Below are 22,665 nucleotides of genomic sequence, written 5' to 3' on the forward strand. Positions count from 1 at the left end.
GCTCGTCGCGTGGTCACCGTCTACTCCGCCGACCTTGTGGTGCCGATGACCGCTCCGCCGATGCCCGACGGCGCCGTCGCGGTCGAGGGCGGTCGGATCCTGCACGTCGGCACACGGGCGTGGGTGCTCGACCACCTCCGCGACGAGGGGCGTACGGTCGACGAGCGCCGCCTCGACGGCGTCCTGACGCCCGGCCTCGTCAACGCGCACACGCACCTGCAGTACTCGCGGATGGGCTCGGTCGGCGCCGGCCGCTACGACGGGTTCGACGACTGGGCGACCGCGTTCTCCGCCGTCTACGACGCGGGCGGCCAGGACTGGGGCGCCGCCGCGGCGGAGGGCGCGCGGGCGCTGCTCGCCGCCGGCGTCACCGCGGCGGCCGACATCGCGACCGACTCGCCCGCCGCGACGGCGCTCGCGGACGCCGGCCTCCACGGGATCCAGTACTGGGAGGTCATGAACTGGTCGAACGCCGCCTGGCGGCGCGGCGGCCGCGAGCAGGTGATCGCCGAGCTCGAGCGGGTGCCTCGGTCGCCCGGATCCGGCCTGTCGCCCCACGCCCCGTACTCGCTGGACGCGGAGCCGCTGCTCGACATCCCGGACATCGTCCGGGCGCACGGCGGGCGCCTCCACATCCACCTGGGGGAGTCGCACTTCGAGGGCGCCCGCGCGGGCGCCGTGGATTGGCACTTCGCCGGCGTCGAGAGCTTCCGGGCGCTCCGCGAGAGCGGCTACGGCGCCTCCGCGACGGAGTTCGTCGACCGGCTGGGCGTCCTCGGGCCCGACTGCCACGTCGCCCACGGCGTCTACATGGCTGCGGAGGACCGCGCGCTGCTGCGTGCCCGCGGCACCTCCGTGGCGCTCTGCCCGCGCTCGAACGAGGTGATCGGGCTCGAGGAGCCGCCCGTCGCCGCCTACCTCAGCGAGGGCAGCCCGATCGCGGTCGGCACGGACTCGCTGTCGTCGAGCCCGTCCCTCGATCCGATGGCGGACGTCGCGGCGCTCGTCGGCATCGCCCGGCGGCAGGGCTACGCGGGGGGCGACCTGCACGAGCGACTGCTCGCGGCGGCGACGCTCGGCGGGGCGCGGGCGATGGGCATCGACATCGGGCCGGATCGGCTCGGGCACCTCGCGGTCGGCGCGATCGCGGACCTGACCGGGTTCCGGATGGCGGTCGGGTCGGTCGCGGACGCACTCGCGCAGCTGGCGGAGGCGGCGCCGGTCGACCGGTTGACGGTCGTCGGCGGCGAGCCGCGATCGGGCGAGGAGGAGGAGCGATGAGGGCGGTCCGGCGCACGGTCGACGGGGCGGTGATCGAGGAGCTCGAGGTCCCGGCGCGGGCTGCGGCGCTCGGGCTGGAGCCGCACCCGGAGGGCGGCTGGTACCGCCGCACCTGGGCCGCCTCCGTCGGGGTCGAGACGCCGAACGGCCTCCGTCCGGCGGCGACCATGATCCTGTTCCTGCTGCCGCCCGGCGAGGCGTCCGCGTGGCACGTCGTGACCTCGGACGAGACGTGGCTCTGGCACGGGCCCGAGCCGCTCGTGCTGCAGCTCGGCGGCAGCGGCGAGCGGCCCGAGGAGGGCGAGCGGATCCTCCTCGGCCCGGACCGCCCGCAGGCGCTCGTGCCGGCCGGCGCCTGGCAGCGGACGCTGCCGTCCGCGGGCGAGACGCTCGTCAGCTGCGTCGTGAGCCCGGGCTTCGACTTCGCCGACTGGTCCCTCGAACCCTGACGCTCCGTGTCGGAGGCCGACGCGCCCTGCAGGACGACGAGCCGGCCGACACGGAGGGTCAGCCCTGCTGGAGCACCCGGATGACGTTGCCGGACGGATCGCGGAACGCGGCGTCGCGCGGGCCCCACGGCTGATCGGCCGGCTCGGAGACGACCTCGGCGCCCGCCTGCACCGCGCGGTCGAACAGCGCCTCGAGGTCGTCCGTCACGAACACCCACGGCCCGAGCGCGCCCTTGACCACGAGCTCCTCGAGCGCCTCGCCGTCCGCGGGGGACCGGCCGGCCTCCGGGTCCGAGAGCACGATCTGCGCACCGCCCGCCTCGCCGAGGGTGATCCAGCGGTGGCCGCCGGAGGAGACGTCCTGCGCGACGGGGAGGCCGAGCGCGTCGCGGTAGAAGGCCAGCGCCGCCTCCGGGTCCGAGACGGGGACGGGGGAGTACTGGAGGGAGATCGCCATGCCGCCGACGCTAGGCCGCGGACGCCCGATCGGCTTCTCGGTTCCTGCTCGTCCTGCGGCGGGTCACGGCCTTCGCGGTGCAGTCGGGCATGAGCGCCTCCGCGGGGTGCGCGGCGGCGCGGTAGGCGGACGGCGTCATCCCGACGACCTCCGTGAACCGGCTGCTGAACGAGCCGAGCGAGGTGCAGCCGACCCGCATGCACGCGTCGGTGACGGTCGCGCCGGCGCGCAGCAGCGCGCACGCCCGCTCGATCCGCCGGGTCATCAGGTACTGGTACGGGCTCTCGCCGTAGACGGCCCGGAACCGGCGACTGAAGTGCGCGGCGGAGAGGTGGACCGAGGCGGCGATGGCGGGCACGTCGAGCGGCTCGGCGTAGCGGCGGTCGATCAGATCGCGGGCGCGGCGGAGGAGGACGAGCTCCTGCCTGCGCTCCGGGGTCATGCGCCGTACGGTAGCGCGCCGCTCAGCGGCTGCCCAGGGGCGCCTGCGCCGACAGGGTCGCACTCCGGATCGCGGTGGTGAGCGCCTCGACCGCCGGCTTCGGGGCGGCCGGGTTGGCGAGCAGCCGGAAGTCCACCGCGCCGAGCGCCGGCAGCCCGAGGCGGATCTCGACCTTCTGCAGGTCGGCGGGGATGAGCGAGTGCGCGAGCACCGCGATCCCGAGCCCGGCACGGGTCGCCGCGAGCATCGCGTTGATGTCGCGCACGGTGCAGGCGACGCGCCACCGTCGACCCGCCGCTTCGAGAGCGTCGATCGCCATCCGCCGCGTGAAGCTCGGCGCGCGGTGGACGACGAGCGGCACCTGCTCCTCCTTCACGAACGGCTCCGCGTCCTCCGCCGCCCAGACGAACTGGTCGCGCAGCACGAGGGTGCCCTCGCCCGCCTCCACCGACGGCTGCTTCACGAAGACGAGGTCGAGCTGTCCCGCGGCGAGCCGCCGCGTGAGCACGTGGCTCTGCTCGACGGAGAGCTCGAGGTCGACCTGCGGGTTCAGGCGGCGGAACTGCCGCACGATGCGCGGCAGCTGCGTGATCGCCAGGTCGTCGGCGGTGCCGAAGCGCAGCCGGCCGCGCGTGGGGGAGGTGCGGAAGTAGGACTCCGCGTCGGCGTGCGCCCCGAGGATGCGGTGCGCGAAGCCGGCCAGCGCCTCGCCCGCCTCCGTCGGCCGGACGCCACGCGTCTCCCGCACGAAGAGCGGGCGGCCGACCTCGTCCTCGAGGCGGCGCATCTGCTGGCTGACGGTCGGTTGGCTGATGCCGAGCTGCTGCGCGGCCACGGTGAAGCTGCGGCCGCCGGCGACGGCGAGGAACGTGCGGAGGAGCGCCGGGTCGTACACCGTCACCATCCATTCGAGAATCGGATGACGGATATCGAACTCCATCCGTGTCTCGAATGCCAGCCTGTCCGTACCGTGGACCTGCTCATGTCCTTCGCCCTGCACGTCCCCGCCCGCATCCGCCCCGCCTTCAGCGGCTTCGCCCCGCTCTCCGTCCCGAACTACCGCCGGTTCGCCGGCTCCAACGTGCTCGCCATGAGCGCCACCTGGATGCAGCGCATCGCCCAGGACTGGCTCGTGCTGCAGCTCACGCACAGTGTCACCGCGGTCGGGATCACGACCGCGGCGCAGTTCGCGCCCTCGATCCTGTTCGGCCTCCACGGCGGCGTCGTCGTCGACCGGTTCCCGCGGCGCCGGCTGCTCATGGTCACCCAATCGCTCGTCGGGCTCGTCAGCGTGCTGCTCGCGGTCGTGGCCCTGACCGGCACCGCGACGGTCTGGCTCGTGTGGGCGGCGGCGTTCGCCATCGGCTGCGTGACCGTCGTCGACAATCCGGGCCGGCAGGTGTTCGTCAACGAGCTCGTCGGGCGGCGGCACCTGAAGAACGCGCTGAACCTCAACGCGGCGGTGTTCCAGCTCGGGGCGTTCATGGGGCCGGCGGTGGCCGGCGGACTCATCGGCTGGGTCGGTGGCGGCTGGGCGTTCGCGATCAACGCGGCGGCCTGCTGCGTCACGGTGCTGATGCTGAGCCGCCTCGACGCCTCGCAGCTGCAGCCGGTGCCGAGGCCGCAGCGCCGCCCGCACGCCCTCCGGGAGGGGCTCGCGTTCGTGCTCCGCACACCGGCGATCCGCTACTCGATCCTCATGCTCGCCTTCCTCAGCGTCTTCACGCTGACGATGCCGGTGCTGCTCGCCGCCTTCGCGACGCAGGTCTTCCACCTCGGCGCCTCCGGGTACGGGCTCTTCAACTCCGTCGGGGCGCTCGGCGCCGTCGCGGGCGCGCTGGCCTCCACGCGGCTGACGCACCTGCGGCTCCGCATCGTCGTGCTGTGCGGCACGGGCTGGGCGGCCGCGCTCGCGCTCGCGGCCTTCATGCCGAGCGTGCCGACGTTCTGCGCGGCGCTGATCGTGACCGGCGTCGGCAGCCAGTACTTCTTCCAGTCCGGCAACCCGCTCGTGCAGCTGAGCACGCTGCCGGAGGTCCGCGGCCGCGTCATCTCCGTGTGGGTGCTCGTGGTGCTCGGCGGCCAGGGCATCGGCGGCCCGATCATGGGCGGCATCGTCGACGCGCTCGGCGCCCGCGGCGGGATGCTCGTCGCCGGCGGCGTGCCGGCGGTCGCGGGGATCGTGCTGTCCGTCCTCCTGGCCCGCCGCGGCTCGCTCAAGCTGTCGGTGTCCACGACCCGCCCCCGCATCGCCATCACCGAGCGCTGACGCTCCGTTCTGAAGGACTCGGCGTCCTGCACGACGAAGAATGACGGCCCGAAACACCGTCGTGACTCCGGGCCGTTACGCTCCCCGACCGTGATCCGTCGCCGTTCCCTCCTCGTCACCACCGGTCTCGCGGCCGTCGCGCTCGCGCTGAGCGCCTGCAGCGGCACGTCGTCGACCCCGGCGGCGAGCTCGTCCGGAGGCAGCGCCGCCGCGAGCGGTCCCGCCGCGCTGCAGACGGTGGTGCCCGGCAAGCTCACCGTCGCGACCGGGCAGCCGGCGTACTCGCCGTGGGTGGAGGACAACGACCCGACGTCCGGCAAGGGCTTCGAGTCCGCCGTGACCTACGCGGTGGCGAAGCAGCTGGGCTACGCGAAGAGCGACGTCGTCTGGGCGCGCTCGAGCTTCGACTCCGCGATCACGCCGGGCGCGAAGACGTGGGACCTGAACATCCAGCAGTTCTCCATCACGAAGGACCGCGAGAAGGTCGTCGACTTCTCCTCGCCGTACTACACGACGACTCAGGCGGTGGTGACGACGAAGGGGTCGAAGGCCGCCGGCGTCACCACGCTCGCGGGCCTGAAGGGGCTGAAGATCGGCGTCGCGACGGGGACGACGAGCTACACGGTCGTGAACGCGCAGGTCGGGCAGCCGGCCGTCTTCAGCACGGTCGACGACGCCGTGCAGGCGCTCAAGACGAAGCAGGTCGACGCGGTCGTCACGGACCTGCCCGGCGCGTACTACATCGCGGGCGCGCAGCTGAAGGACGGCGTGGTGTCCGCGCAGTTCGCCGATTCGAGCGACGGCGGCGACCAGTTCGCCTACGTCCTCCCGAAGCGCTCCCCGCTGACGAAGCCGGTGAGCGCGGCGATCGACGCGCTCGCGAAGTCGGGCGAGCTGAAGCAGCTCACGGACGAGTGGCTCTCCTCCGCGGTGAAGGTGCCCGTGCTCCAGTGAGCCACGAGCCGTCGGCCGTCGAGCTCGAACGGCGCGCGTACCGGCGGGGACGCTCCGTCCGGTCCGTCGTCGTCGCGGTGGTGTCCTCGCTCGTCGTGGTCGCCGCCGTCTGGCTCTTCGTCGTCAACACGAAGGGGTGGGCGGCGGCCCAGCGGACGTTCTTCGACCCCGCGGAGGCGGCGAAGACGTTCCCCGCCGTCCTCGCCGGGCTCTGGGTCAACGTCTACGTCCTCTTCTTCGCCGCGATCGGCGTCGCGGTCTTCGCGACCCTGCTCGCCGTGATCCGGACGCTGCGCGGCCCCGTGTTCGCGCCGCTGCGCTTCCTCGCCGCCGCCTACACGGACCTGTTCCGCGGTGTGCCGATGATCGTGCTCATCTACCTCGTCGGCTTCGGCATCCCCGCCCTCGGCGTCCTGCCGCTGATCGACCCGCGCATCCTCGGCGGCGTCGCGCTCGTGATCGGGTACTCGGCGTACGTCGCGGAGGTCCTCCGCGCGGGCATCGAGTCCGTGCACCCGTCGCAGCGCCTGGCCGCCCGGTCGCTCGGGCTGAGCTACGCGCAGACCCTCCGTCTCGTCGTCCTGCCGCAGGGCGTGCGGCGGGTCGTGCCCGCGCTCGTGAACGACTTCGTCTCGATGCAGAAGGACGTCGGGCTGATCTCGATCCTCGGCGTCGTCGACGCGATCAGCGCGGCGAACATCGCGAAGGCGATCTCGTTCAACTACACGTCGTTCGTGATCGCGGGGCTGCTCTTCATCCTGCTGAGCCTCCCGTTCATCCAGTTGACGAACCACCTCGAGCGCCGCGCGCTCGCCCGCCAGCAGCAGGGGGCGGTCGTATGAGCCCCGTCCTGCGCACCGAGGGCGTCGTGAAGGCCTTCGGCGACCGCGTCGTCCTGGACGGCGTCGACGTGACCGTCTCGCAGCACGAGGTCGTGGTGCTCATCGGGGCCTCCGGCTCCGGCAAGTCGACCCTGCTGCGCACGATCAACCTGCTCGAGCCGATCGACGACGGCCGGATCTGGCTGGCCGGGGAAGACGTCAGCGACCCGCGCGTCGACGTCGACGCGGTGCGCGGCCGGATCGGCGTCGTGTTCCAGCAGTTCAACCTGTTCCCGCACCTCTCGGTGCTCGACAACGTGACGCTCGCGGCCCGGCACGTGCACCGCACGCCGAAGGCGGAGGCGGAGGAGACCGGGCGTCGCCTCCTCGAGCGCGTCGGGCTCGCGGACTTCGCGAAGGCCTACCCCGACCGCCTCTCCGGCGGTCAGCAGCAGCGGGTCGCGATCGTCCGCGCGATCGCGACGAACCCGGAGCTGCTGCTCCTCGACGAGATCACGAGCGCGCTCGACCCGCAGCTCGTCGGCGAGGTGCTCGACCTCGTCGCCGAGCTGAAGGAGCAGGGCTCCACGATCCTCATGACGACGCACGAGATGCACTTCGCGGAGCACGCCGCCGACCGGGTCGTGTTCCTGAAGGACGGGCGCATCGCGGAGGAGGGGCCGCCCGCACAGGTCCTCCGCGACCCGCAGCACGAGGACACCCGCGCGTTCCTCGCCCGCTTCCGCGACCGGTAGCGCGCGTCTCTACAGGTGCTGCGCCAGGAGGGTGAGCACCTGCGGCGCCGAGGGGACGCCGGCAGCGCGGGCGAGCTCCGTGCCGTCCGCCGCCGTCAGCACCGTCGTCGGCGTCGCCACGATGTCGCGGCGCTCGCTCTCGTCGGGGTCGTCCGCGACGTTGACTTCGCGCAGCTCGACCCGATCGCCCAGCAGGCCCGCGGCGTCCTCCAGCGTCCGACGCGTCTGCGCGCACGCGCCGCAGAAGCTCGAGCTGTAGAGCGTGAGCACGACGGGCACGGGAGGGAGAGCGCGCGGCGCCGCCAGGACATTCCCGGCGCGGACCGGGCTCGCGTCCACCTCCGCGCCAGCGGTCGCCGAGGCGCGTCGCGCACGCTGGTCGCAGCGGCCGGGTTCCATCGGCCGCGCGAGGAGGAGTGACATGGCGGACAGCGGTCTCGGCGGGCGGAAGGTGCTCGCGATCGTCACGAACTACGGGGTCGAGCAGGACGAGCTGATCGTGCCCGTCGAGCGGCTGCGCGGCAGCGGCGCGACCGTGGACGTCGCCGCGCAGGAGCGGGAGGACGTCGTCACGCTGGTGGGCGACAAGGATCCCGGACAGCAGGTCACCCCGACGGCGACGATCTCGGAGGTCGACCCCTCCGGATACGACCTCCTGCTGCTGCCGGGCGGCGCGATCAACGCCGACCAGCTGCGGCTCGACGAGGACGCCGTCCGCATCGCGAAGGCGTTCGTGGACGCCGGGAAGCCGATCGGCGCAATCTGCCACGCGCCCTGGACCCTGGTCGAGGCCGGCGCCGTGCAGGGCAAGCGGCTGACGTCGTTCCGGTCGCTGCGGACCGACCTGCGGAACGCGGGCGGCGACTGGGTGGACGAGGCGGTCGTGGTCGACCCGTCCGGCGGATGGACGCTCATCACCTCGCGCGACCCCGACGACCTCGACGCGTTCGTCGGCGCGCTCGACGAGGCGCTCGCTCCCGTCTCCAGCTGATCAGGACGTCGGTTCGAGCACCGGCTCCCTCGCGGGCAGGCCGAGGAACGCGAGCACCTCGGCCGCGTCCGTGAGGAGGGCCGCCTCGGCGCGCTTCGACAGGGGCGCGAAGGGCGCGATGCGCACCCGGCCCCCGGCGATGCGCCAGAGCGCGACCGCGCGCCCGCCGGAGAACGCCCATGACCGGAAGACGCCGCCGGTGACCACGTCGGGCTCGTGCGGGCCGAGGACCGGGTCCCGCGACACCCAGCCGTGCAGGATCGGGTCGAAGTTGCCGAGCAGCCGCGTCGGCAGCGGCGCCGGGGGCTCCCGACCGGGGAGGTCGACCAGGCCCTCGCCGGCCTCGACCGTCTCGACGGCCGCGAGGCCTGTGCGGACGTCCCGGAGGGGCAGCTTCGCCCACATCGCGAGGTCCCGGTCCGACGACGGTCCGTGCCCCTCGAGGTAGCGCTGCGCGAGGAGCGCGAGCGCCTCGTCGCGGGGAAGCGGCGCCGGAGCCGGGCCGAGCCAGTCCTCGGCGAGCACCATGCAGTGCTCGCCGTCCCGCACCGGGCCGCGGATCAGGCGATGGCGCAGCGTCGCCGCGAGCAGGACGTGCACGACCGCCTGCCCCGCGGTCGGCACGCCGGCCGCTTCGAGCACGGCCCGCAGCTCGTCCCGGGTGCGCGGCGCCCCGGCGACCGCGGTGACGACCGCCGCGATGCCGCGCTCCGTCTGCTCGGGGGAGACGCCCTCCTGCGCGAGGCGCCGGAGGGACTCGGTCGCGAGCTGTGGCGTGGTCAGGTCGTGCAGCCACCAGAAGTCCTCGGCCGCGACGAGGTGGAGGGTGCCGCGGTTCAGCCACGAGACGACGAGGGAGCGCGACCCGGTCAGCGCCTCGTCGACGTCCGCCGCCGTGACGCCGGAGGTCCGCGCCCGGACCGCGAGCCGGAACCCGCGCGCGTCCTGGCCTTGCACGGCGAGCACGCGCCGCACCGCGGCCTCGGCGGACGTCGCCGGCGCGCCGCTCAGCAGCTGCGCCGTGCAGCGGGCGGCGACGGGACCGGCGGTCACGGGATCAGTCGATGAGGAGGGCCCAGCCGTCCAGGACGCAGCCGTCCTGGTCGAGCCCGTACGCCGCGAGCCGCCGGACCCACTCGGCGAGCCCGGGCTGGGTGATCGAGACCTCGGAGGTGGTGCCGCGGACCGTCCAGTCGTCGAGCTCGCCCTCGGGCTCGCTCGCCGTCGCGGCGTAGCCGAGGTCGTCGCGGATGCCCTCGAGCAGGCCGGTCGCGGTCTCCTCGTTCGGCGCGGAGAACGCGAACTCGATCATCGCGCCGCCCGCGACGCCGTTCTCGGCGACGGTCGACCAGTCGTCGCTGTTCATCGTCGTCAGCTCGTCGACGATCTCCGCGAGCTCGCTCACGTCGACGTCGTCCGAGACCTCCGGAACCGTGTCCTCGATCGGGGTCGCCACGCCTCCATCCTGACCTACGCCGGGGACGCCGCCCAGTCCGCCGTCGCCACGACGGCCGCCTGCCGCGGGAAGACCTTCTCCGTGAGCACGCGGTGCACCTCGGCATCCGGGTCGGCGCAGGCGTCGGCGAGCACGACGAGGTCGAAGTCGAGGTCCGCCGCCTGCCGGACCGTCGAGAGCACGACCCCGCTCGTGGAGATGCCCGCGAGCACGAGGCGCTCGGCGCGCAGCCCGCTGAGCAGGACCGCGAGGTCGCTGCCGGTGAACGCGCTGATCCGGCGCTTCAGCACCACGGGCTCGTCGGGACGGCGGTCGAGCTCGGCGACGACCTGGGCGGCGGGGGAGGTCTCGTCCAGAGCGTCCGAGCCCTTGCGCGGGCCGAACGACCGGTTCGCGGCGGCGATCTCCGGCGTGCCGGCGCGGAACGCGACGCGGACGAACACGACCGGGATGCCCGCCGCCCGCGCGGCGTCCGCCGCCGTCCGGGCGTTCGCGAGCACGGCCGCGTTCCCGAGCCGGTCGACGATCTCGCGCTGGAAGTCCATCAGCAGCAGGACGGTTCGGTGCTCTTCGCTCATGAATGCACAGCCTAGACTGTGCATTCATGAGCGATCCCGGATCCGATCTCGCGGCGAGGACGGCGAGCGAGGTGCGCGTCGCGGTCGGCCGCCTGCACCGGCGGCTGCGGCTGGTGAACGAGGGCGGGCTCTCCGCCTCGCAGAGCTCCGCGCTCGCGCGGATCGTGAAGGGCGAGGCGGACACGGCCGCCGCGCTCGCCGCGCTCGACGGCGTCCGGCAGCAGTCGATGGCCGCGACCGTGGCGGCGCTCGAGCAGGACGGGCTGCTCGTCCGGTCCGTGGATCCGGCGGACGGGCGCCGCTCGATCCTCCGCGCGACGCCGGAGGGGGAGGCGCTGTTCCTCGGCAACCGTGCGGCGCGGCAGGAGTGGCTGTCGACCGCGCTGCGCGAGCGGCTCGACGAGGCGGAGCTCGCGACGGTGCTGGAGGCGGCGGCGCTCCTGCAGCGGCTGACCGAGCAGTGAGCGTCCGGACCGCGCCGCCGCCGGGCCGCTTCGACCGGCGCCTGCTCGCGCCGATGATCCTCGGGTCGATCCTGAACCCGATCAACTCCTCGATCATCGCCGTCGCCCTCGTGCCGATCGCGGTCGCGTTCGGGGCGCCCGCTTCGGAGACGGCGTGGCTCGTCTCCGCCCTCTACGTGGCGACCGCGATCGGTCAGCCGCTCGTCGGCCGCCTCGTCGACGTCTTCGGCCCGCGCCGGCTGTTCCTCGCCGGCACGCTGCTCACGGGCGTCGCGGGGCTGATCGGCGCGCTCGCTCCGTCGATCGCTGTTCTCGTCGTCGCGCGGATCGTCCTCGGCTTCGGCACCTGCTCCGGGTACCCGGCGTCGATGGTGCTCATCCGCCGGGAAGCGGAGCGGACCGGGCAGGCCAGCCCCGCCGGCGTGCTCACCGCGCTCGCGGTCGCGACCCAGACGGTCGCGGTCGTCGGGCCGACGCTCGGCGGCCTGCTCGTCGACCTCGGCGGCTGGCGGGCGACGTTCGCGGTCAACGTGCCGCTCGCCGTCGCGGGCGTGCTGCTCGGACTGCTCGTCCTGCCGAAGGACGAGGCCGTGCCGGAGGCCGGGCGCCGCTTCCTCCACCTCGACTGGGCGGGCGTCGCGCTCTTCGCCGGCGTGCTCGTGGCGCTCCTCCTGTTCCTGATGGACCCGCACGTCGAGACGGTCTGGCTGCTCGGCGCCGCGGTCGTCGCAGCCGCCGCGTTCGCCTGGCGGGAGCTGCGGGCCCGCGACCCCTTCATCGACGTGCGCGTCTTCGCGGGCGACCGGGCGCTGCTCGCGACCTACGCGCGCTCGCTCCTCGCCGCGACCGTGTCGTACGGCTACCTCTACGGCTTCACGCAGTGGCTGGAGGACGGGCGCGGGCTGACCGCCTCGGCGGCCGGGCTCGTCCTGCTCTCGACCTTCGTGGTCGGCCTCCTCGTGTCGATCACGACCGGGCGGCGGCCACAGGTCTGGCCGAAGCTGCTCGTCGGCGGCGTCGTGCAGGTGGTCGTGTCGGCCGCGCTCCTGCTCGTGACCGGGGCGTCGCCGATCTGGTTCCTGGTCGCCGTCGCCGCGGTGCTCGGGGTGCCGCAGGGGATGCTGAACCTCGCGAACCAGAACGCGCTCTACTTCCAGGCCGACCCGGACCGCGTCGGCGCCTCCGCCGGGCTGCTGCGCACCTTCATGTACCTCGGCGCGATCGTCTCGTCGTCCGCGAGCGCGGGGTTCTTCGGGCAGCGGGCGGACACGGGCGGCCTCCACGAGCTCGCCGTCTTCATGCTCGTCGCCTGCGTGCTGCTCGTGGTGCTCGTGCTCGCCGATCGGCGCCTCCGCCTGATCGGGCGCCCGGAGCCCGAGCCGGCCTGAGCCCCTCCGCATCGTCGACGCGCGGGAATACGACTGGACAGATCGAGTTGTATGCGATTGCATACAGTTCGGGTCGAACGGCCCGGCGAGAAGGAGTGTGGTTCGGATGCAGTTCGGTGTGTTCTCCGTGGGCGACGTCACCCGCAACCCCGTGACGGGTGAGACGCCCAGCGAGGCGGAGCGGATCAGGAACGTCCTCGCCATCGCGAGGAAGACGGAGGAGGTCGGGCTCGACGTCTTCGCGTTCGGCGAGCACCACAACCCGCCGTTCATGTCGTCGTCGCCGACCACGCTGCTCGCGGCCGTCGCCGCGCAGACCGAGAAGCTGGTCGTCTCCACCTCCACGACGCTCATCACCACGAACGACCCGGTGCGCATCGCCGAGGACTACGCGATGCTGCAGCACGTCTCCGGCGGCCGCATGGACCTCATGCTCGGCCGCGGCAACACCGCGCCGGTCTACCCGTGGTTCGGGCAGGACATCCGGCAGAGCCTGCCGCTCGCCCTCGAGCACTACAACCTGCTGCACCGCCTGTGGCGGGAGGACGTCGTCGACTGGCAGGGCCGCTACCGCACCCCGCTGCAGGGCTTCACCTCCACGCCGCGCCCGCTCGACGACGTGCCCCCGTTCGTCTGGCACGGCTCCATCCGCACCCCGGAGATCGCGGAGCAGGCCGCCTACTACGGCGACGGGTTCTTCGCGAACCACATCTTCTGGCCCTCGGAGCACTCGAAGCGCCTCATCGACTTCTACCGGACCCGCTTCGAGCACCACGGCCACGGCACGCGCGAGCAGGCGATCGTCGGCCTCGGCGGCCAGGCGTTCATCGCGAAGACGTCGCAGGAGGCGCACGACCGCTTCCGCCCGTACTTCGACGAGGCCCCCGTGTACGGCAACGGGCCCCGCATGGAGGACTTCGCGCGCCAGACCCCGCTGTCGGTCGGCAGCCCGCAGGAGGTCATCGACAAGACCCTGACCTTCCGCGAGACGTTCGGCGACTACCAGCGCCAGCTGTTCCTCGTCGACCACGCCGGCCTGCCGATCGAGATGGTCCTCGAGCAGCTCGAGCTGCTGGGCGGCGAGGTCGTGCCGGTGCTCCGCAAGGAGCTCGACGCGCTGCGCCCCGCGACCGTCCCGGACGCCCCGACGCACGCCTCGCTCGTGAAGGCGAAGTACGGCGACGCCGAGCCCCGGCAGCCGCGCCCGAACGCGAACCGCGGCGACAACGTGACCGGCGGCTCGCCGTACCAGGACACGGACGAGCGGGACGGCGCGGCCGCATGAGCGCGGCGATCGCGGAGGTCCGCGACGTCCGACTCGCGAACGAGTCGTGGGAGGCCCTCCTCTCCGCCCAGGTCGCGGTCATGCGCGGCTTCGCGGCGGAGCGGATGTGGGACGAGGTCTCGCTGAACGAGTACGACGTCCTCTACGCGCTGAAGAAGGCGGGCTGCGCCCTGCGGCAGGGCGACCTGACGAAGGGCGTGCTGCTCAGCCAGCCGGCGCTGTCGCGCATGATCGAGCGGCTCGGGCAGCGCGGCCTCGTCACGCGGGCGCCCGATCCGGACGACCGCCGGGCCGTCCTCATCACCCTCACCGACGCCGGTGCCGATGCGCAGCAGCGCGTCGGCGCCCGGCACGCCCGGAGCGTGGAGGAGCGCATGCGCGCCCTCACGCCCGACCAGCAGCGGCAGCTGCGCGACCTCTGCGCACTGCTCACCACCGACTGAAGGACCTCATCATGCAGCTCGTCGTCGTCTCCGGCGGCACCAGCGACCCGTCATCGACGCGGATGCTGGCCGATCGCATCACCGCCCGCGTCCTGGACCGTGCCGAGCAGGCCGGCCTCGAGGTGGACACGGCCGTCGTCGAGCTCCGCCCGCTCGCGGCCGAGCTCGCGTCCGCCCAGGTGACGGGGTTCGCCCCGCCCGCGGTCGCCGAGGCGATCGCGACGCTCGCGAAGGCCGACGCGCTGATCGTCGCGACGCCGGTCTACAAGGCGGGCGTGAGCGGCCTCGTGAAGTCGTTCTTCGACGTCGTCGACCAGGACGTGCTCATCGCGGTGCCGACCGTGCTCGCCGCGACCGCCGGCACGTCGCGGCACGCGCTCGTCGCGGACGAGCAGCTCCGCTCGCTGCTCGCGTACCTCCGTGCCCTGACGACGCCGACGAGCGTCTTCGCGGCGCAGGAGGACTGGGGCACGAGCGGCCTCTCCGACCGCGTCGACCGCGCCGCGCACGAGCTGGTCGTGCTCGCCGCCGCCGACGTGAAGGCGGCGATGCGCGACGCGGGCACCCGCTACAACCGCGTGTTCGGCGGTGCCGCGGAGGGTGCGGACGAGATCGAGTTCGACACGGACCTCATGCGGCTCGCCACCGGCGGCCCGTCGGTCGTGCCGCCGGTCCGGCCGGTCTAGGAGCGCCGGCCCCGGTCAGGCGATGCCGGGCGCCGGGCGCAGCTCGGCCGGCTCCTCGGCGAAGTCCGCCTCGACGGCCCGCTCGACCTCGGTCCGCGGCTGCGCCGTGCGGACGACCAGGAAGTAGACGACGATGGAGAACGCCGCGACGATCAGCGCGTCGAGGTCCTCCGGCAGGACGTGGAGCTCGACGTCGCCCTTGCTGCCGTAGTTCCCGAGCAGGCCGAGCACGACGAGACCGATCTGCCACGGCCAGATCCAGAGGGCGGACCGGAAGCGCGGGCGCGCGTCGACGTTCCTCGCCCGCGCCAGGACGGCGACGATGAAGACGAGCTGGCCGACCAGCAGGCCGATCGCGAGCTTCCACGTCGCGCCGAATCCGCCCCAGTAGATGATGAGGTTCGCGAACGCGAACCCGACGGGCAGCAGGATCCTCGGTGCGGGCAGCCGGTACGGGCGCGGCCGGTCGGGATCGGACCGCAGCAGCGCGCCGAGCGAGATCGGGGCGAACGCGTACATGATCGCGGTCGCTCCGGTGATGACGGTCACGAGCTGCTGCCAGCTCGGCGCGGGCGCCAGGAAGACCATGCCGAAGATCGTCGCCACGACGATCGACCACACCGGGACGCCGCGGGCGGTGACGCGCGTCAGCGCGCTCGGCAGGCCGAGGGCGTACGAGATGCGCGCGGTGGTGCCGACGTAGATCAGCCCGGTGCCGCCGGGGGAGATCACCGCGTCCACGATCAGGATGAGCGCCAGCCAGATCACGCCCCCGGAGATCGCGAGCGTGTAGTACGGGCCGTAGTCGCCCGCGCCGATCGGCTTCGCCCAGCCGCCCGCGGCGAGTTTCGCGGGGTCGAGCGCGCCGACGAAGGCGACCTCCAGCCCGATGTACACGACCGCGCCGATGAGCATGGCGAGGATGATCGCCTTCGCGACGTGCTTCCGCGGGTTCACCGATTCGCCGGCCATCTGCGTGGCCTGCTCGAAGCCCTGCAGGGCGAACACGACGCCCGCGGGCAGCGCGGCGAAGACGCCGTGGAAGCCGAACGGCGCGAAGCCGCCGTTCGCGGTGAAGTTGCCCGGGTGGAAGTCGATGAGCAGCAGCGTGACGATCGTCAGCACCGGCACGAACAGCTTCCACAGGACGATCAGCGTGTTGCTGTCCGACAGCCACCGGACGCCGCCGAGGTTGATGAAGGCGAACAGCGCCATCGCCAGCACGCCGATGACGATGCCCTGCGGGGTCAGCGTCCCGTCGGCGTGCACGAGCGGGAACGTCTTCGAGACGGTGCCGACCGAGTTGACGTAGGAGAGCGACGCCTCGACCTCGATCGGCGCGATGGCGACCGCCTGGAGGTAGGTGGTCCAGCCCGCGGTGAACCCGGCGAAGCCGCCGAACGCGTAGTGCGGGTAGCGGGACGTGCCGCCCGCGACCGGGTACGCGCCGCCGAGGTCCGCGTGGATCAGGGCGAGGACGATCAGCATGACCGCGGCGAGGACCCACGAGACGAGTGAGCCACCGCCTCCGGCGACGCCGGCCGCGGTCAGCGCGCCGAGCAGCCATCCCGAGCCGATGATCGAGCCGAGCGACACGAACGTGAGGCCCCAGAACCCGACCGAGCGCTGCAGGTGGTGTCCCGTGCCGGCTTCCGGTGCTGCGACAGCGGTCATGGTGCCTCCGTCCCTCGTGGTTGCAGCACCGTACGGACGGATCGGGTGGTGCGGTCTGCACGCAGGATGACCGGAAGTCGTCGGGGCGCCCGGGCGTTCAGCCCTGGTGGAGGGTCGATGGCGCAGGCGGGCAGGGCGGCGCGGATGGACGCGGCCCGGCGGCGGGACGGCGACACCTGCGTCTGGTGCGGCGTCGCGTTCGACGACCGCACGCGACCGACCCGCGAGCACGTGATCCCGCGCGTCAAGGGCGGTCCGTCGTGGCTCGAGAACGAGGTCGCCGCGTGCCGGCGGTGCAACGGGGAGCGCGGCCACCGCGCGCTCGTCGAATGGCTCGACGAGTGCGAGCGCCGCGGCTGGCACCCGGACGTCCCGCGCCTCGAGCGCGTGCTCGAATCCCTTCAGCGGGCGATCCGCGAGCGGGGCGGTCAGCGCCGTGCCCGACCCCAGCTGGACGGCCAGCTGCGGCGCCTTCGGAAGCGGCCCCGGGGCTGACCGCGGCCATCCGCGCACACCGGCACCCGGGTGAGCGCGCACTCCTCCGGAAATCCCTCGGATTCGGGGGCAATCCGTGCACGGACCGTTCCGTGATCCGGGTATCCGGGGGACACTGGACGGGTCTGGCCGGGAGGTCCGACGCTCGGAGCACCGCGGGGACGGGGGCGAGGGCATGGCGATCGAAGCGCCGGCACGTCGCGTCACCGAGCCCGCGGACGTCGCGTCGGGGCGCTACCAGCTGGGCCGGGAGATCGGCCGCGGTGGAAAGGCGCGCGTCTTCCTCGCCCGGGACCGCCTCCTCCGCCGCGACGTCGCGGTCAAGGTGTTCCGCGCGCGGGCGGCGGACCCGGAGGAGCTCCGGCTGCAGGAGGCGGAGGCGAAGCTCGTCGCCTCCCTGAACCACATCGCGCTCACGACGCTCTACGACGCGGGCATCGACCTCACGGACGCCGCCCGGCCGCAGATCTACCTCGTGATGGAGCACGTCCGGGGCGGGGACCTGCGCGAGCGGCTGCGCCGCGGTGCGCTCTGCCCGCTGCAGGTCGGCTACCTCGGCTACGACATCGGCGGCGGGCTGCAGTACCTGCACGACGCGGGCTTCGTGCACCGGGACATCAAGCCGGCGAACGTCCTCCTCGATGACCGGGAGGAGACGACGCGGATCCGCGGCAAGCTCGCGGACTTCGGCATCTCCTCGCTGATCGGCGTGAGCGAGGCCGGCGAGTCGGTCACCGGGACGGCCGCGTACCTCAGCCCCGAGCAGGCGGCGGGGGAGGAGTCCGGGCCGGAGTCGGACGTCTACTCCTTCGGCCTCGTGCTGCTCGAGGCGCTGACCGGCCGGGTCGCCTACCCGGGCGACATCGCGACGTCCGCCCTCGCCCGGCTCGACCACGACCCGGTGATCCCGGCGACCGTGCCGCCGGAGCTCGGCGCGATCCTCCGCGGCATGACCCGGCGCGACCGCGCGCAGCGGATCTCCCTCACCGAGGCGGTCGTGCGGTTCCAGGACTTCGTCGTCGACGACCTCATCCGCCGCCGCGAGGCCGGCGCGCCCGACACGGAGTCGATCCGGATCGAGGCGGTCCGCCGCTACGACGTGCTCGACACCCCGCCCGAGGAGGCCTTCGACGAGGTCACGGACCTGGTGCGCCGCACCCTGCACCTGCCGGTCGCGATCGTCGCGGTCGTCGACGAGGAGCGGGTCTGGTTCAAGTCGCGGCAGGGGATCGACCTGCCCGAGCTGCCGCGGTCCCTCACGCGCGAGGTCGCCGCCGGGCACGGCGAGGCCACCTGGAACCTGCCCGACGTGCTCGCCGAGCCGAGCCTGCGGGAGCACCCGTTCGTGCAGGGGCCGCCGCACGTGCGCTCCGCGCTCGCGGCGCCGCTCCTCACCCACGACGGGCAGTCGATCGGGCGGCTGCTCGCCTGCGACCTCGTGGTGCGCGAGTTCACGGACGACGAGGTCGCCACGCTCGAGGGGTTCGCGCGCATCGTGATGCGCGAGCTGGAGCTGCGGCTCGCCTCCCGCCGGGCGGTCTTCGCCCGCTGAGCGGCCTGCCACACTCGGGCCGTGCAGAGCAGCAGACCGATCCCGGGGAACCCGTGGCCGCACGACCTGGTCCTCGAGGTCGACGACGCACCGCAGGCGATCCTCGACCTCCTGTGGCTGCGGGAGGCGTGCGGGCTCGAGCCGACCGGCGTCGACCTGCCCCCGCTGCTCGAGGTGCCGCCGACCGGGTCGCCCGTGCACGCGCCGGACCCGGAGCGGCGCCGGGTCTGGCAGGCCGCCTGGCCAATCGTCTGGGACGAGGTGCTGGAGCACGCCGGGCGACCGCGCCAGGGCGAGCGCTTCCAGCGGCTGCTCGAGCTGCCGGTCGCATCGCCGGACCGGGCCCGGCTGATCCGCGAGTTCATCGGGCCGACCTGGCGCGACCGGTTCGGCGACGAGGTCTTCGACGACGACGGGTACCGCGACTGGATCGCCGCGGACGCCGAGCGGCACCTCTCGCGGCAGCTCGAGTACGAGCGCTCGCCGGAGCACGTCGCACTCCCGGCGCTCATCCCGGCGTGGGAGGCGGGGCTGGTCACGGTGATCACCATCCCGACCCGCGGCTCGTTCACCCGGGTCGTCGGGCCGTCCGCGCTCCTCGTGACCGCCGCGACGCGGGACGACCCGGACGCCTACCGCGCGGCGCTCGAGACCTTCGTGGAGGACGTCCCGCGCTCCTGAGCGACCAGCACCAGCTCGTCCACGAGGGCGGGCAGGTCGAGGCCGGCCGCCCGGCACATGCGCGGGAAGCCGGACTGCGGCGTCATGCCGGGCATCGTGTTCACCTCGTTCAGGAGGAAGCCGTCCTCGGTGACGAAGAAGTCGAACCGGGACAGGCCGGCGCAGCCGAGCGCCCGGAACAGCCGCGCCGCCGCGTCGCCGAGCGCCGCCTCCAGCCCCGGCTCGACGGCCGCGGGGAAGCGGACGACGGCGGTGCCGTCGTACTTCCGCGACGTGTCGAACACGTCGCCCTCGTCGACCCCGTACTCGATCGGCGGGGCGACCGTCAGCGAGCCGTCGCGCCGCTCGACGACCGCGAGCTGCACCTCCCGTCCCCGGACGTAGCGCTCGATCAGGACCGCGTCGCCCGCGGCGCGGGCGGCGGCGACGGCCTCCTCCAGCGCGTCCGGCGACGTCACCACGGAGACGCCGACGCTGGAGCCCGCGGTGGTCGGCTTCACGACGACGGGCGGCAGGGCCGACGGCACCGGGTCGCCGGGCAGCAGGAGCAGCCCGGGCGCGACGCCGATGCCGAGGGCCGCCGCGACCGCCTTCGTCGCGTGCTTGTCCATGGCGAGCGCGCCGGCGATCGCCGGGCAGCCGACCACCGGCAGCCCGGCGAGGTCGGCGAGCGCGGCGATCGCCCCGTCCTCGCCAGGGGCGCCGTGCAGCACGGGGAGGACGACGTCGCAGGCGGCCAGCACGGGGAGCGCACCGGCGAGCGATGCGGCCGCGGTCGCCCCGAACGCGCCGGCCGCGTCGCACCAGACCCCGTCCTCGCGGATCGTGATCGGCACGGCCTCGTGCCCGCCTGCGACGAGCGCTTCGACGACAGCAGCCGCGCTGCGGAGGGAGACCGCGTGCTCGGAGGACCGGCCTCCGCCGAGCACCGCCACGCGGCTCACGCGCGACCGTCCACGACGCGGGCGACGCGCGCGCCGATCCCGGTGACGACGTCGTGCTCGATGGTGCCGGCCCAGGACGCCCAGTCGGCCGCCGTCGGCTCGCCGTCATCGCCCGGACCGAACACCGTCGCGACGGCGCCCGGGCGGACCCCGCGGGGGCCCGCGTCGACGACGGCCTGGTCCATCGACACCCGGCCGAGGACCCGGCAGCGCCGACCGCCGAGGAGGACCTCCGCGCGCGGGTCGATCCGCCGCGGCAGGCCGTCGGCGTAGCCGAGCGGGAGCAGCGCGAGCGTCGTGGCGCGCTCCGTGGTCGCGGTGTGGCCGTACCCGATGGGCGTGCCCGCCTCCACGCGCCGGGTGAGGACGACGGGGGCGGTGAGCGTGAGCGCCGGCCGCAGCCCGGGGCCGATGCCGACGAGGCCGGCGCCGATGCGGACGAGGTCGAACGCCGCCGCCGGCAGTCGCAGCGCCGCCTCGGTCGCGGCGAGGTGCCGCACGGTCGGCCGCAGCCCGGCCGCGAGGGCCGCGTCGAGCGCGGACCGGTAGGTGCGGACGCCCGCCGCGTTGCTCGGGTCGGCGGGCTCGTCGGCGCGCGCGAGGTGCCCCATGACGCCGACCACCTCGACGAGCCCGGCCCGCTCGGCCGCCGCAGCGCCGGCGACGAGCGCGGGCCAGGCCCCGAGCGGGGCGCCGTCGCGGGCCATGCCGGTGTCGACGTGGAGATGCACCCGGGCCCGGACGCCGGCGCGTCGTGCGGCGCGGGTGATGGCGCGGAGGTGCGCGTGAGAGGCGACGGCGAGGTCGATCCGGAGCCGCAGCGCCGCCTCCCACCGCGCGTCGATTGGCAGCAGCCAGCAGAGCAGCGGGGCGGCGAGGCCGGCGCGGCGGAGCGCGACGGCCTCGTCGAGGGTCGCGGTGCCGAGCCAGGTCGCGCCGGCGGCGAGCGCGGCGCGCGCAGCGGGGACCGCGCCGGCGCCGAAGCCGTCGGCCTTCACGACCGCCATCACGGCGACGCCGCTCGACGTGGCGGCGGCGCGGACGTTCGCCGCGATCGCGGTCGTGTCGACCCGGAGCTCCGGGCGCGGCGCCGGCCGGTCGACCGGCTGCGCGGCGACGAGGGCGCTCATCGCGCCACCAGCGCGGGCACGTCGACCGGGCCGTACAGCGCCGCGGGCGCGTGGAGGGACCAGGCCCAGTAGCGGTCGCCGTGGCTCCAGTGCCACCATTCGGTCGGGTAGTTCACGAAGCCCGCGCCGGTCATCGCCGCGATGAGCAGCCGCCGCTCCTCCTGCGCCGCACGCGGCACGACCGCGTCGGTGAAGCAGGCGCCGCCGCTCTGCTCGGGCGTCGCGTCGACCGGGGTGCCGAGGTCGACCTCGCGGCCGAGCCGGTCGACGAGCACGACGTCGACGGCGGCCCCGGCGACGTGCGGCGCCACCTCGAGCGGCGAGACGAACCGGCTCGTCAGCCGCCGCTGCTCGGCGGCGTCCGCGAGCGGGTGGTCCCGGGCGACGTCCGCGGCGTAGCGGCGCCAGATCGCGAGCTGGTCCTCCGGGCGCCGGTGCCCCTCCACCACCCGGAGGCGGCGTCCCGGCGGGAGCAGCAGCTGCGCGACCGCGAGGCGGGCCGCGACGCCGCTGCGCACGAGGGGGCGCGGGCCGTCGAGGGCGGCGGTGTCGGCGGGGACGGGGACGAGGGGTTCGCCCGCGTCGGCGACGGGGACGGCGGCGATCGGCGGATCGGCGAGCAGGACCGGCATGCTCCGAGCCTCCCGGCCGGGCCGGGTCGCGCGGATCCGCCGCCGGGGGCGTCGTGCTCCGCCGCGTGGCTGATCCGCGCCTCATCCGCGAGGGGGAGGGCCCTCCCAGCGCGGCAGCGCGAGGCTGGAGCCATGGCACGCATCGCAGTCCTCGGCGGGACCGGGTACACCGGCGGGAACATCGTCCGGGAGGCCGCCGCCCGCGGCCACCACGTCACCGCGTACAGCCGGCACGCGCCCGCGGAGCCCGTGCCGGGCGTCCACTACCTGCAGGCGTCCTTCCTCGAGGAGGGCGCCGTCGCGGCGGCGGTCGCCGGGCAGGACGTGGTCGTCGAGGCGCTCGCGCCGCGCGGGGAGCTCGCCGGGCAGCTCGAGGGGCTGATCGGCGACCTCGCGAAGCTCGCCGCGGAGCAGTCCGCCCGCCTGATCGTCGTCGGCGGCTGGAGCGGTCTCCGCCCCGCATCCGGCGAGCCGCGGTTCGTGGAGGGCGACGTGCCGGCCGCCTTCCGTGCCGAGGCCGAGGAGATGGTGCGGGCGCTGGAGGGACTCGAGCGCGACGCCCCGGCCGACCTCGACTGGCTCTTCGTCAGCCCGGCGCAGGAGTACGGCTCGTACGCGCCCGGCGAGGCGCGGGGCACGTATCGGATCGGCGACGACGTCGCGCTGACGGGCGCGGACGGCCGCTCGGCCGTGTCCGGCGCGGACTTCGCGAGAGCCGTCGTCGACGAGATCGAGCGCCACGAGCGCCGGGGCCACATCGGCGTCGCGTACTGACACCCGTCGGCCCGCGCCCCCGCGCCCGGCCCCCGCGCCCGGCTCGACCATCGAGGCGCGCGCC

27 protein-coding genes are annotated in these 22,665 nt (G+C 74.3%); 16 read left to right on the forward strand and 11 right to left on the reverse strand.

The window, feature by feature from the left end; all coding sequences use genetic code 11:
* The first annotated feature begins 9 nt into the window (after positions 1-9).
* Complete coding sequence (locus CLV52_RS05445) at positions 10-1,281, forward strand: amidohydrolase family protein (RefSeq protein WP_342773137.1); 1,272 nt, start codon at positions 10-12, stop codon at positions 1,279-1,281.
* Positions 1,278-1,730, forward strand: a complete 453-nt coding sequence (locus tag CLV52_RS05450; protein ID WP_133765248.1) for a cupin domain-containing protein — start codon at positions 1,278-1,280, stop codon at positions 1,728-1,730. Before CLV52_RS05445 ends, CLV52_RS05450 begins: the two co-directional genes overlap by 4 nt.
* 58 nt (positions 1,731-1,788) lie before the next feature.
* Here CLV52_RS05450 and CLV52_RS05455 read toward each other — a convergent pair whose 3' ends face one another.
* Genes CLV52_RS05455 through CLV52_RS05465 form a run of 3 tightly spaced genes read right to left on the reverse strand, consistent with a single transcriptional unit; the run spans position 1,789 to position 3,524 of the window.
* Complete coding sequence (locus CLV52_RS05455) at positions 1,789-2,187, reverse strand: VOC family protein (protein WP_133765249.1); 399 nt, start codon at positions 2,185-2,187, stop codon at positions 1,789-1,791.
* Positions 2,188-2,197: 10 nt separating this feature from the next.
* Positions 2,198-2,629 (reverse strand): helix-turn-helix transcriptional regulator, encoded by a 432-nt coding sequence (locus CLV52_RS05460; RefSeq protein WP_133765250.1) that lies wholly within the window; start codon positions 2,627-2,629, stop codon positions 2,198-2,200.
* 22 nt (positions 2,630-2,651) lie between these two features.
* Complete coding sequence (locus tag CLV52_RS05465; protein WP_133765850.1) at positions 2,652-3,524, reverse strand: LysR substrate-binding domain-containing protein; 873 nt, start codon at positions 3,522-3,524, stop codon at positions 2,652-2,654.
* 75 nt (positions 3,525-3,599) lie between these two features.
* Between CLV52_RS05465 and CLV52_RS05470 the strand changes: the two genes are divergently transcribed.
* The 4 genes from CLV52_RS05470 to CLV52_RS05485 all read left to right on the forward strand — a co-directional run bounded on the left by CLV52_RS05470 (position 3,600) and on the right by CLV52_RS05485 (position 7,428).
* The gene (locus CLV52_RS05470) at positions 3,600-4,898 is read left to right on the forward strand and encodes an MFS transporter (protein ID WP_211342608.1); all 1,299 of its coding nucleotides are present in this window, start codon (positions 3,600-3,602) and stop codon (positions 4,896-4,898) included.
* Positions 4,899-4,988: 90 nt separating this feature from the next.
* Entirely contained in the window at positions 4,989-5,852 is an 864-nt protein-coding gene (locus CLV52_RS05475) for an ABC transporter substrate-binding protein (protein WP_246017969.1), read from the forward strand.
* Entirely contained in the window at positions 5,849-6,694 is an 846-nt protein-coding gene (locus tag CLV52_RS05480; protein WP_133765251.1) for an amino acid ABC transporter permease, read from the forward strand. The genes CLV52_RS05475 and CLV52_RS05480 overlap by 4 nt, the downstream gene beginning before the upstream one ends.
* A complete protein-coding gene (locus tag CLV52_RS05485) occupies positions 6,691-7,428 on the forward strand; it encodes an amino acid ABC transporter ATP-binding protein (RefSeq protein WP_133765252.1) in 738 nt (245 codons plus the stop codon). The genes CLV52_RS05480 and CLV52_RS05485 overlap by 4 nt, the downstream gene beginning before the upstream one ends.
* Before the next feature lie 9 nt (positions 7,429-7,437).
* On the opposite strand, the gene CLV52_RS05490 is transcribed toward CLV52_RS05485, so the two are convergent.
* The gene (locus CLV52_RS05490) at positions 7,438-7,707 is read right to left on the reverse strand and encodes a thioredoxin family protein (protein WP_246017970.1); all 270 of its coding nucleotides are present in this window, start codon (positions 7,705-7,707) and stop codon (positions 7,438-7,440) included.
* Between the two features lie 142 nt (positions 7,708-7,849).
* Between CLV52_RS05490 and CLV52_RS05495 the strand changes: the two genes are divergently transcribed.
* Positions 7,850-8,419 carry a type 1 glutamine amidotransferase domain-containing protein gene (locus CLV52_RS05495; RefSeq protein ID WP_133765253.1) on the forward strand — a complete coding sequence of 190 codons (570 nt, stop codon included), beginning with the start codon at positions 7,850-7,852 and terminating at the stop codon, positions 8,417-8,419.
* On the opposite strand, the gene CLV52_RS05500 is transcribed toward CLV52_RS05495, so the two are convergent.
* From CLV52_RS05500 to CLV52_RS05510, 3 genes are read right to left on the reverse strand one after another with little or no spacing between them, the layout of a single operon-like run.
* Positions 8,420-9,472, reverse strand: a complete 1,053-nt coding sequence (locus CLV52_RS05500) for a winged helix DNA-binding domain-containing protein (RefSeq protein ID WP_133765254.1) — start codon at positions 9,470-9,472, stop codon at positions 8,420-8,422.
* A 4-nt stretch (positions 9,473-9,476) separates the two neighbouring features.
* Positions 9,477-9,875, reverse strand: coding sequence for a hypothetical protein (locus tag CLV52_RS05505; protein WP_133765255.1), 399 nt, complete (start codon positions 9,873-9,875; stop codon positions 9,477-9,479).
* Positions 9,876-9,889: 14 nt separating this feature from the next.
* Positions 9,890-10,453, reverse strand: coding sequence for a cysteine hydrolase family protein (locus CLV52_RS05510; RefSeq protein WP_133765256.1), 564 nt, complete (start codon positions 10,451-10,453; stop codon positions 9,890-9,892).
* A 26-nt stretch (positions 10,454-10,479) separates the two neighbouring features.
* Between CLV52_RS05510 and CLV52_RS05515 the strand changes: the two genes are divergently transcribed.
* The 5 genes from CLV52_RS05515 to CLV52_RS05535 all read left to right on the forward strand — a co-directional run bounded on the left by CLV52_RS05515 (position 10,480) and on the right by CLV52_RS05535 (position 14,719).
* On the forward strand, positions 10,480-10,917 hold the full coding sequence (locus CLV52_RS05515; protein WP_133765257.1) for a MarR family winged helix-turn-helix transcriptional regulator: 438 nt from the start codon (positions 10,480-10,482) through the stop codon (positions 10,915-10,917).
* Positions 10,914-12,305 carry an MFS transporter gene (locus CLV52_RS05520; protein ID WP_211342609.1) on the forward strand — a complete coding sequence of 464 codons (1,392 nt, stop codon included), beginning with the start codon at positions 10,914-10,916 and terminating at the stop codon, positions 12,303-12,305. Before CLV52_RS05515 ends, CLV52_RS05520 begins: the two co-directional genes overlap by 4 nt.
* Positions 12,306-12,411: 106 nt before the next feature.
* Positions 12,412-13,590: an LLM class flavin-dependent oxidoreductase gene (locus CLV52_RS05525; protein WP_133765258.1), complete on the forward strand. Its 1,179-nt coding sequence runs from the start codon at positions 12,412-12,414 to the stop codon at positions 13,588-13,590.
* A complete protein-coding gene (locus tag CLV52_RS05530) occupies positions 13,587-14,033 on the forward strand; it encodes a MarR family winged helix-turn-helix transcriptional regulator (protein WP_133765259.1) in 447 nt (148 codons plus the stop codon). The genes CLV52_RS05525 and CLV52_RS05530 overlap by 4 nt, the downstream gene beginning before the upstream one ends.
* A gap of 11 nt (positions 14,034-14,044) precedes the next feature.
* Complete coding sequence (locus CLV52_RS05535; protein WP_133765260.1) at positions 14,045-14,719, forward strand: CE1759 family FMN reductase; 675 nt, start codon at positions 14,045-14,047, stop codon at positions 14,717-14,719.
* A gap of 15 nt (positions 14,720-14,734) precedes the next feature.
* Here the strand turns inward: CLV52_RS05535 and CLV52_RS05540 are convergent, their stop codons facing one another.
* The gene (locus tag CLV52_RS05540; protein WP_133765261.1) at positions 14,735-16,393 is read right to left on the reverse strand and encodes an APC family permease; all 1,659 of its coding nucleotides are present in this window, start codon (positions 16,391-16,393) and stop codon (positions 14,735-14,737) included.
* Between the two features lie 117 nt (positions 16,394-16,510).
* Here CLV52_RS05540 and CLV52_RS05545 point away from each other — a divergent pair, with 117 nt between their 5' ends.
* The 3 genes from CLV52_RS05545 (at position 16,511) to CLV52_RS05555 (ending at position 19,121) form a co-directional block, all read left to right on the forward strand.
* Positions 16,511-16,888 carry an HNH endonuclease gene (locus CLV52_RS05545; protein WP_211342610.1) on the forward strand — a complete coding sequence of 126 codons (378 nt, stop codon included), beginning with the start codon at positions 16,511-16,513 and terminating at the stop codon, positions 16,886-16,888.
* Positions 16,889-17,063: 175 nt separating this feature from the next.
* Positions 17,064-18,440: a protein kinase domain-containing protein gene (locus tag CLV52_RS05550; protein WP_133765262.1), complete on the forward strand. Its 1,377-nt coding sequence runs from the start codon at positions 17,064-17,066 to the stop codon at positions 18,438-18,440.
* Between the two features lie 21 nt (positions 18,441-18,461).
* Positions 18,462-19,121, forward strand: coding sequence for a hypothetical protein (locus tag CLV52_RS05555; protein ID WP_246017971.1), 660 nt, complete (start codon positions 18,462-18,464; stop codon positions 19,119-19,121).
* Here the strand turns inward: CLV52_RS05555 and CLV52_RS05560 are convergent.
* From CLV52_RS05560 to CLV52_RS05570, 3 genes are read right to left on the reverse strand one after another with little or no spacing between them, the layout of a single operon-like run.
* A complete protein-coding gene (locus tag CLV52_RS05560) occupies positions 19,073-20,065 on the reverse strand; it encodes a D-alanine--D-alanine ligase family protein (protein ID WP_133765263.1) in 993 nt (330 codons plus the stop codon). The two genes, CLV52_RS05555 and CLV52_RS05560, sit on opposite strands and share 49 nt — an antisense overlap.
* Positions 20,062-21,195, reverse strand: a complete 1,134-nt coding sequence (gene alr, locus CLV52_RS05565; RefSeq protein WP_133765264.1) for an alanine racemase — start codon at positions 21,193-21,195, stop codon at positions 20,062-20,064. The genes CLV52_RS05560 and alr overlap by 4 nt, the downstream gene beginning before the upstream one ends.
* Positions 21,192-21,827 (reverse strand): M15 family metallopeptidase, encoded by a 636-nt coding sequence (locus tag CLV52_RS05570; RefSeq protein ID WP_133765265.1) that lies wholly within the window; start codon positions 21,825-21,827, stop codon positions 21,192-21,194. The genes alr and CLV52_RS05570 overlap by 4 nt, the downstream gene beginning before the upstream one ends.
* A gap of 132 nt (positions 21,828-21,959) precedes the next feature.
* On the opposite strand from CLV52_RS05570, the gene CLV52_RS05575 reads away from it, so the two are divergent.
* On the forward strand, positions 21,960-22,601 hold the full coding sequence (locus CLV52_RS05575; protein WP_133765266.1) for an NAD(P)-dependent oxidoreductase: 642 nt from the start codon (positions 21,960-21,962) through the stop codon (positions 22,599-22,601).
* Positions 22,602-22,665 lie beyond the last annotated feature (64 nt).

This window comes from Amnibacterium kyonggiense, from assembly GCF_004364555.1.
Lineage (GTDB): Bacteria > Actinomycetota > Actinomycetes > Actinomycetales > Microbacteriaceae > Amnibacterium > Amnibacterium kyonggiense.

Coding starts and splice junctions, on each gene's coding strand:
- CLV52_RS05510 (WP_133765256.1), bottom strand. CDS start 10,453: ATGAGCGAAGAGCACCGAACCGTCCTGCTGCTGATGGACTTCCAGCGC.
- alr (WP_133765264.1), bottom strand. CDS start 21,195: ATGAGCGCCCTCGTCGCCGCGCAGCCGGTCGACCGGCCGGCGCCGCGC.
- CLV52_RS05525 (WP_133765258.1), top strand. CDS start 12,412: ATGCAGTTCGGTGTGTTCTCCGTGGGCGACGTCACCCGCAACCCCGTG.
- CLV52_RS05455 (WP_133765249.1), bottom strand. CDS start 2,187: ATGGCGATCTCCCTCCAGTACTCCCCCGTCCCCGTCTCGGACCCGGAG.
- CLV52_RS05575 (WP_133765266.1), top strand. CDS start 21,960: ATGGCACGCATCGCAGTCCTCGGCGGGACCGGGTACACCGGCGGGAAC.
- CLV52_RS05545 (WP_211342610.1), top strand. CDS start 16,511: ATGGCGCAGGCGGGCAGGGCGGCGCGGATGGACGCGGCCCGGCGGCGG.
- CLV52_RS05495 (WP_133765253.1), top strand. CDS start 7,850: ATGGCGGACAGCGGTCTCGGCGGGCGGAAGGTGCTCGCGATCGTCACG.
- CLV52_RS05535 (WP_133765260.1), top strand. CDS start 14,045: ATGCAGCTCGTCGTCGTCTCCGGCGGCACCAGCGACCCGTCATCGACG.
- CLV52_RS05450 (WP_133765248.1), top strand. CDS start 1,278: ATGAGGGCGGTCCGGCGCACGGTCGACGGGGCGGTGATCGAGGAGCTC.
- CLV52_RS05540 (WP_133765261.1), bottom strand. CDS start 16,393: ATGACCGCTGTCGCAGCACCGGAAGCCGGCACGGGACACCACCTGCAG.
- CLV52_RS05485 (WP_133765252.1), top strand. CDS start 6,691: ATGAGCCCCGTCCTGCGCACCGAGGGCGTCGTGAAGGCCTTCGGCGAC.
- CLV52_RS05570 (WP_133765265.1), bottom strand. CDS start 21,827: ATGCCGGTCCTGCTCGCCGATCCGCCGATCGCCGCCGTCCCCGTCGCC.
- CLV52_RS05460 (WP_133765250.1), bottom strand. CDS start 2,629: ATGACCCCGGAGCGCAGGCAGGAGCTCGTCCTCCTCCGCCGCGCCCGC.
- CLV52_RS05550 (WP_133765262.1), top strand. CDS start 17,064: ATGGCGATCGAAGCGCCGGCACGTCGCGTCACCGAGCCCGCGGACGTC.
- CLV52_RS05530 (WP_133765259.1), top strand. CDS start 13,587: ATGAGCGCGGCGATCGCGGAGGTCCGCGACGTCCGACTCGCGAACGAG.
- CLV52_RS05515 (WP_133765257.1), top strand. CDS start 10,480: ATGAGCGATCCCGGATCCGATCTCGCGGCGAGGACGGCGAGCGAGGTG.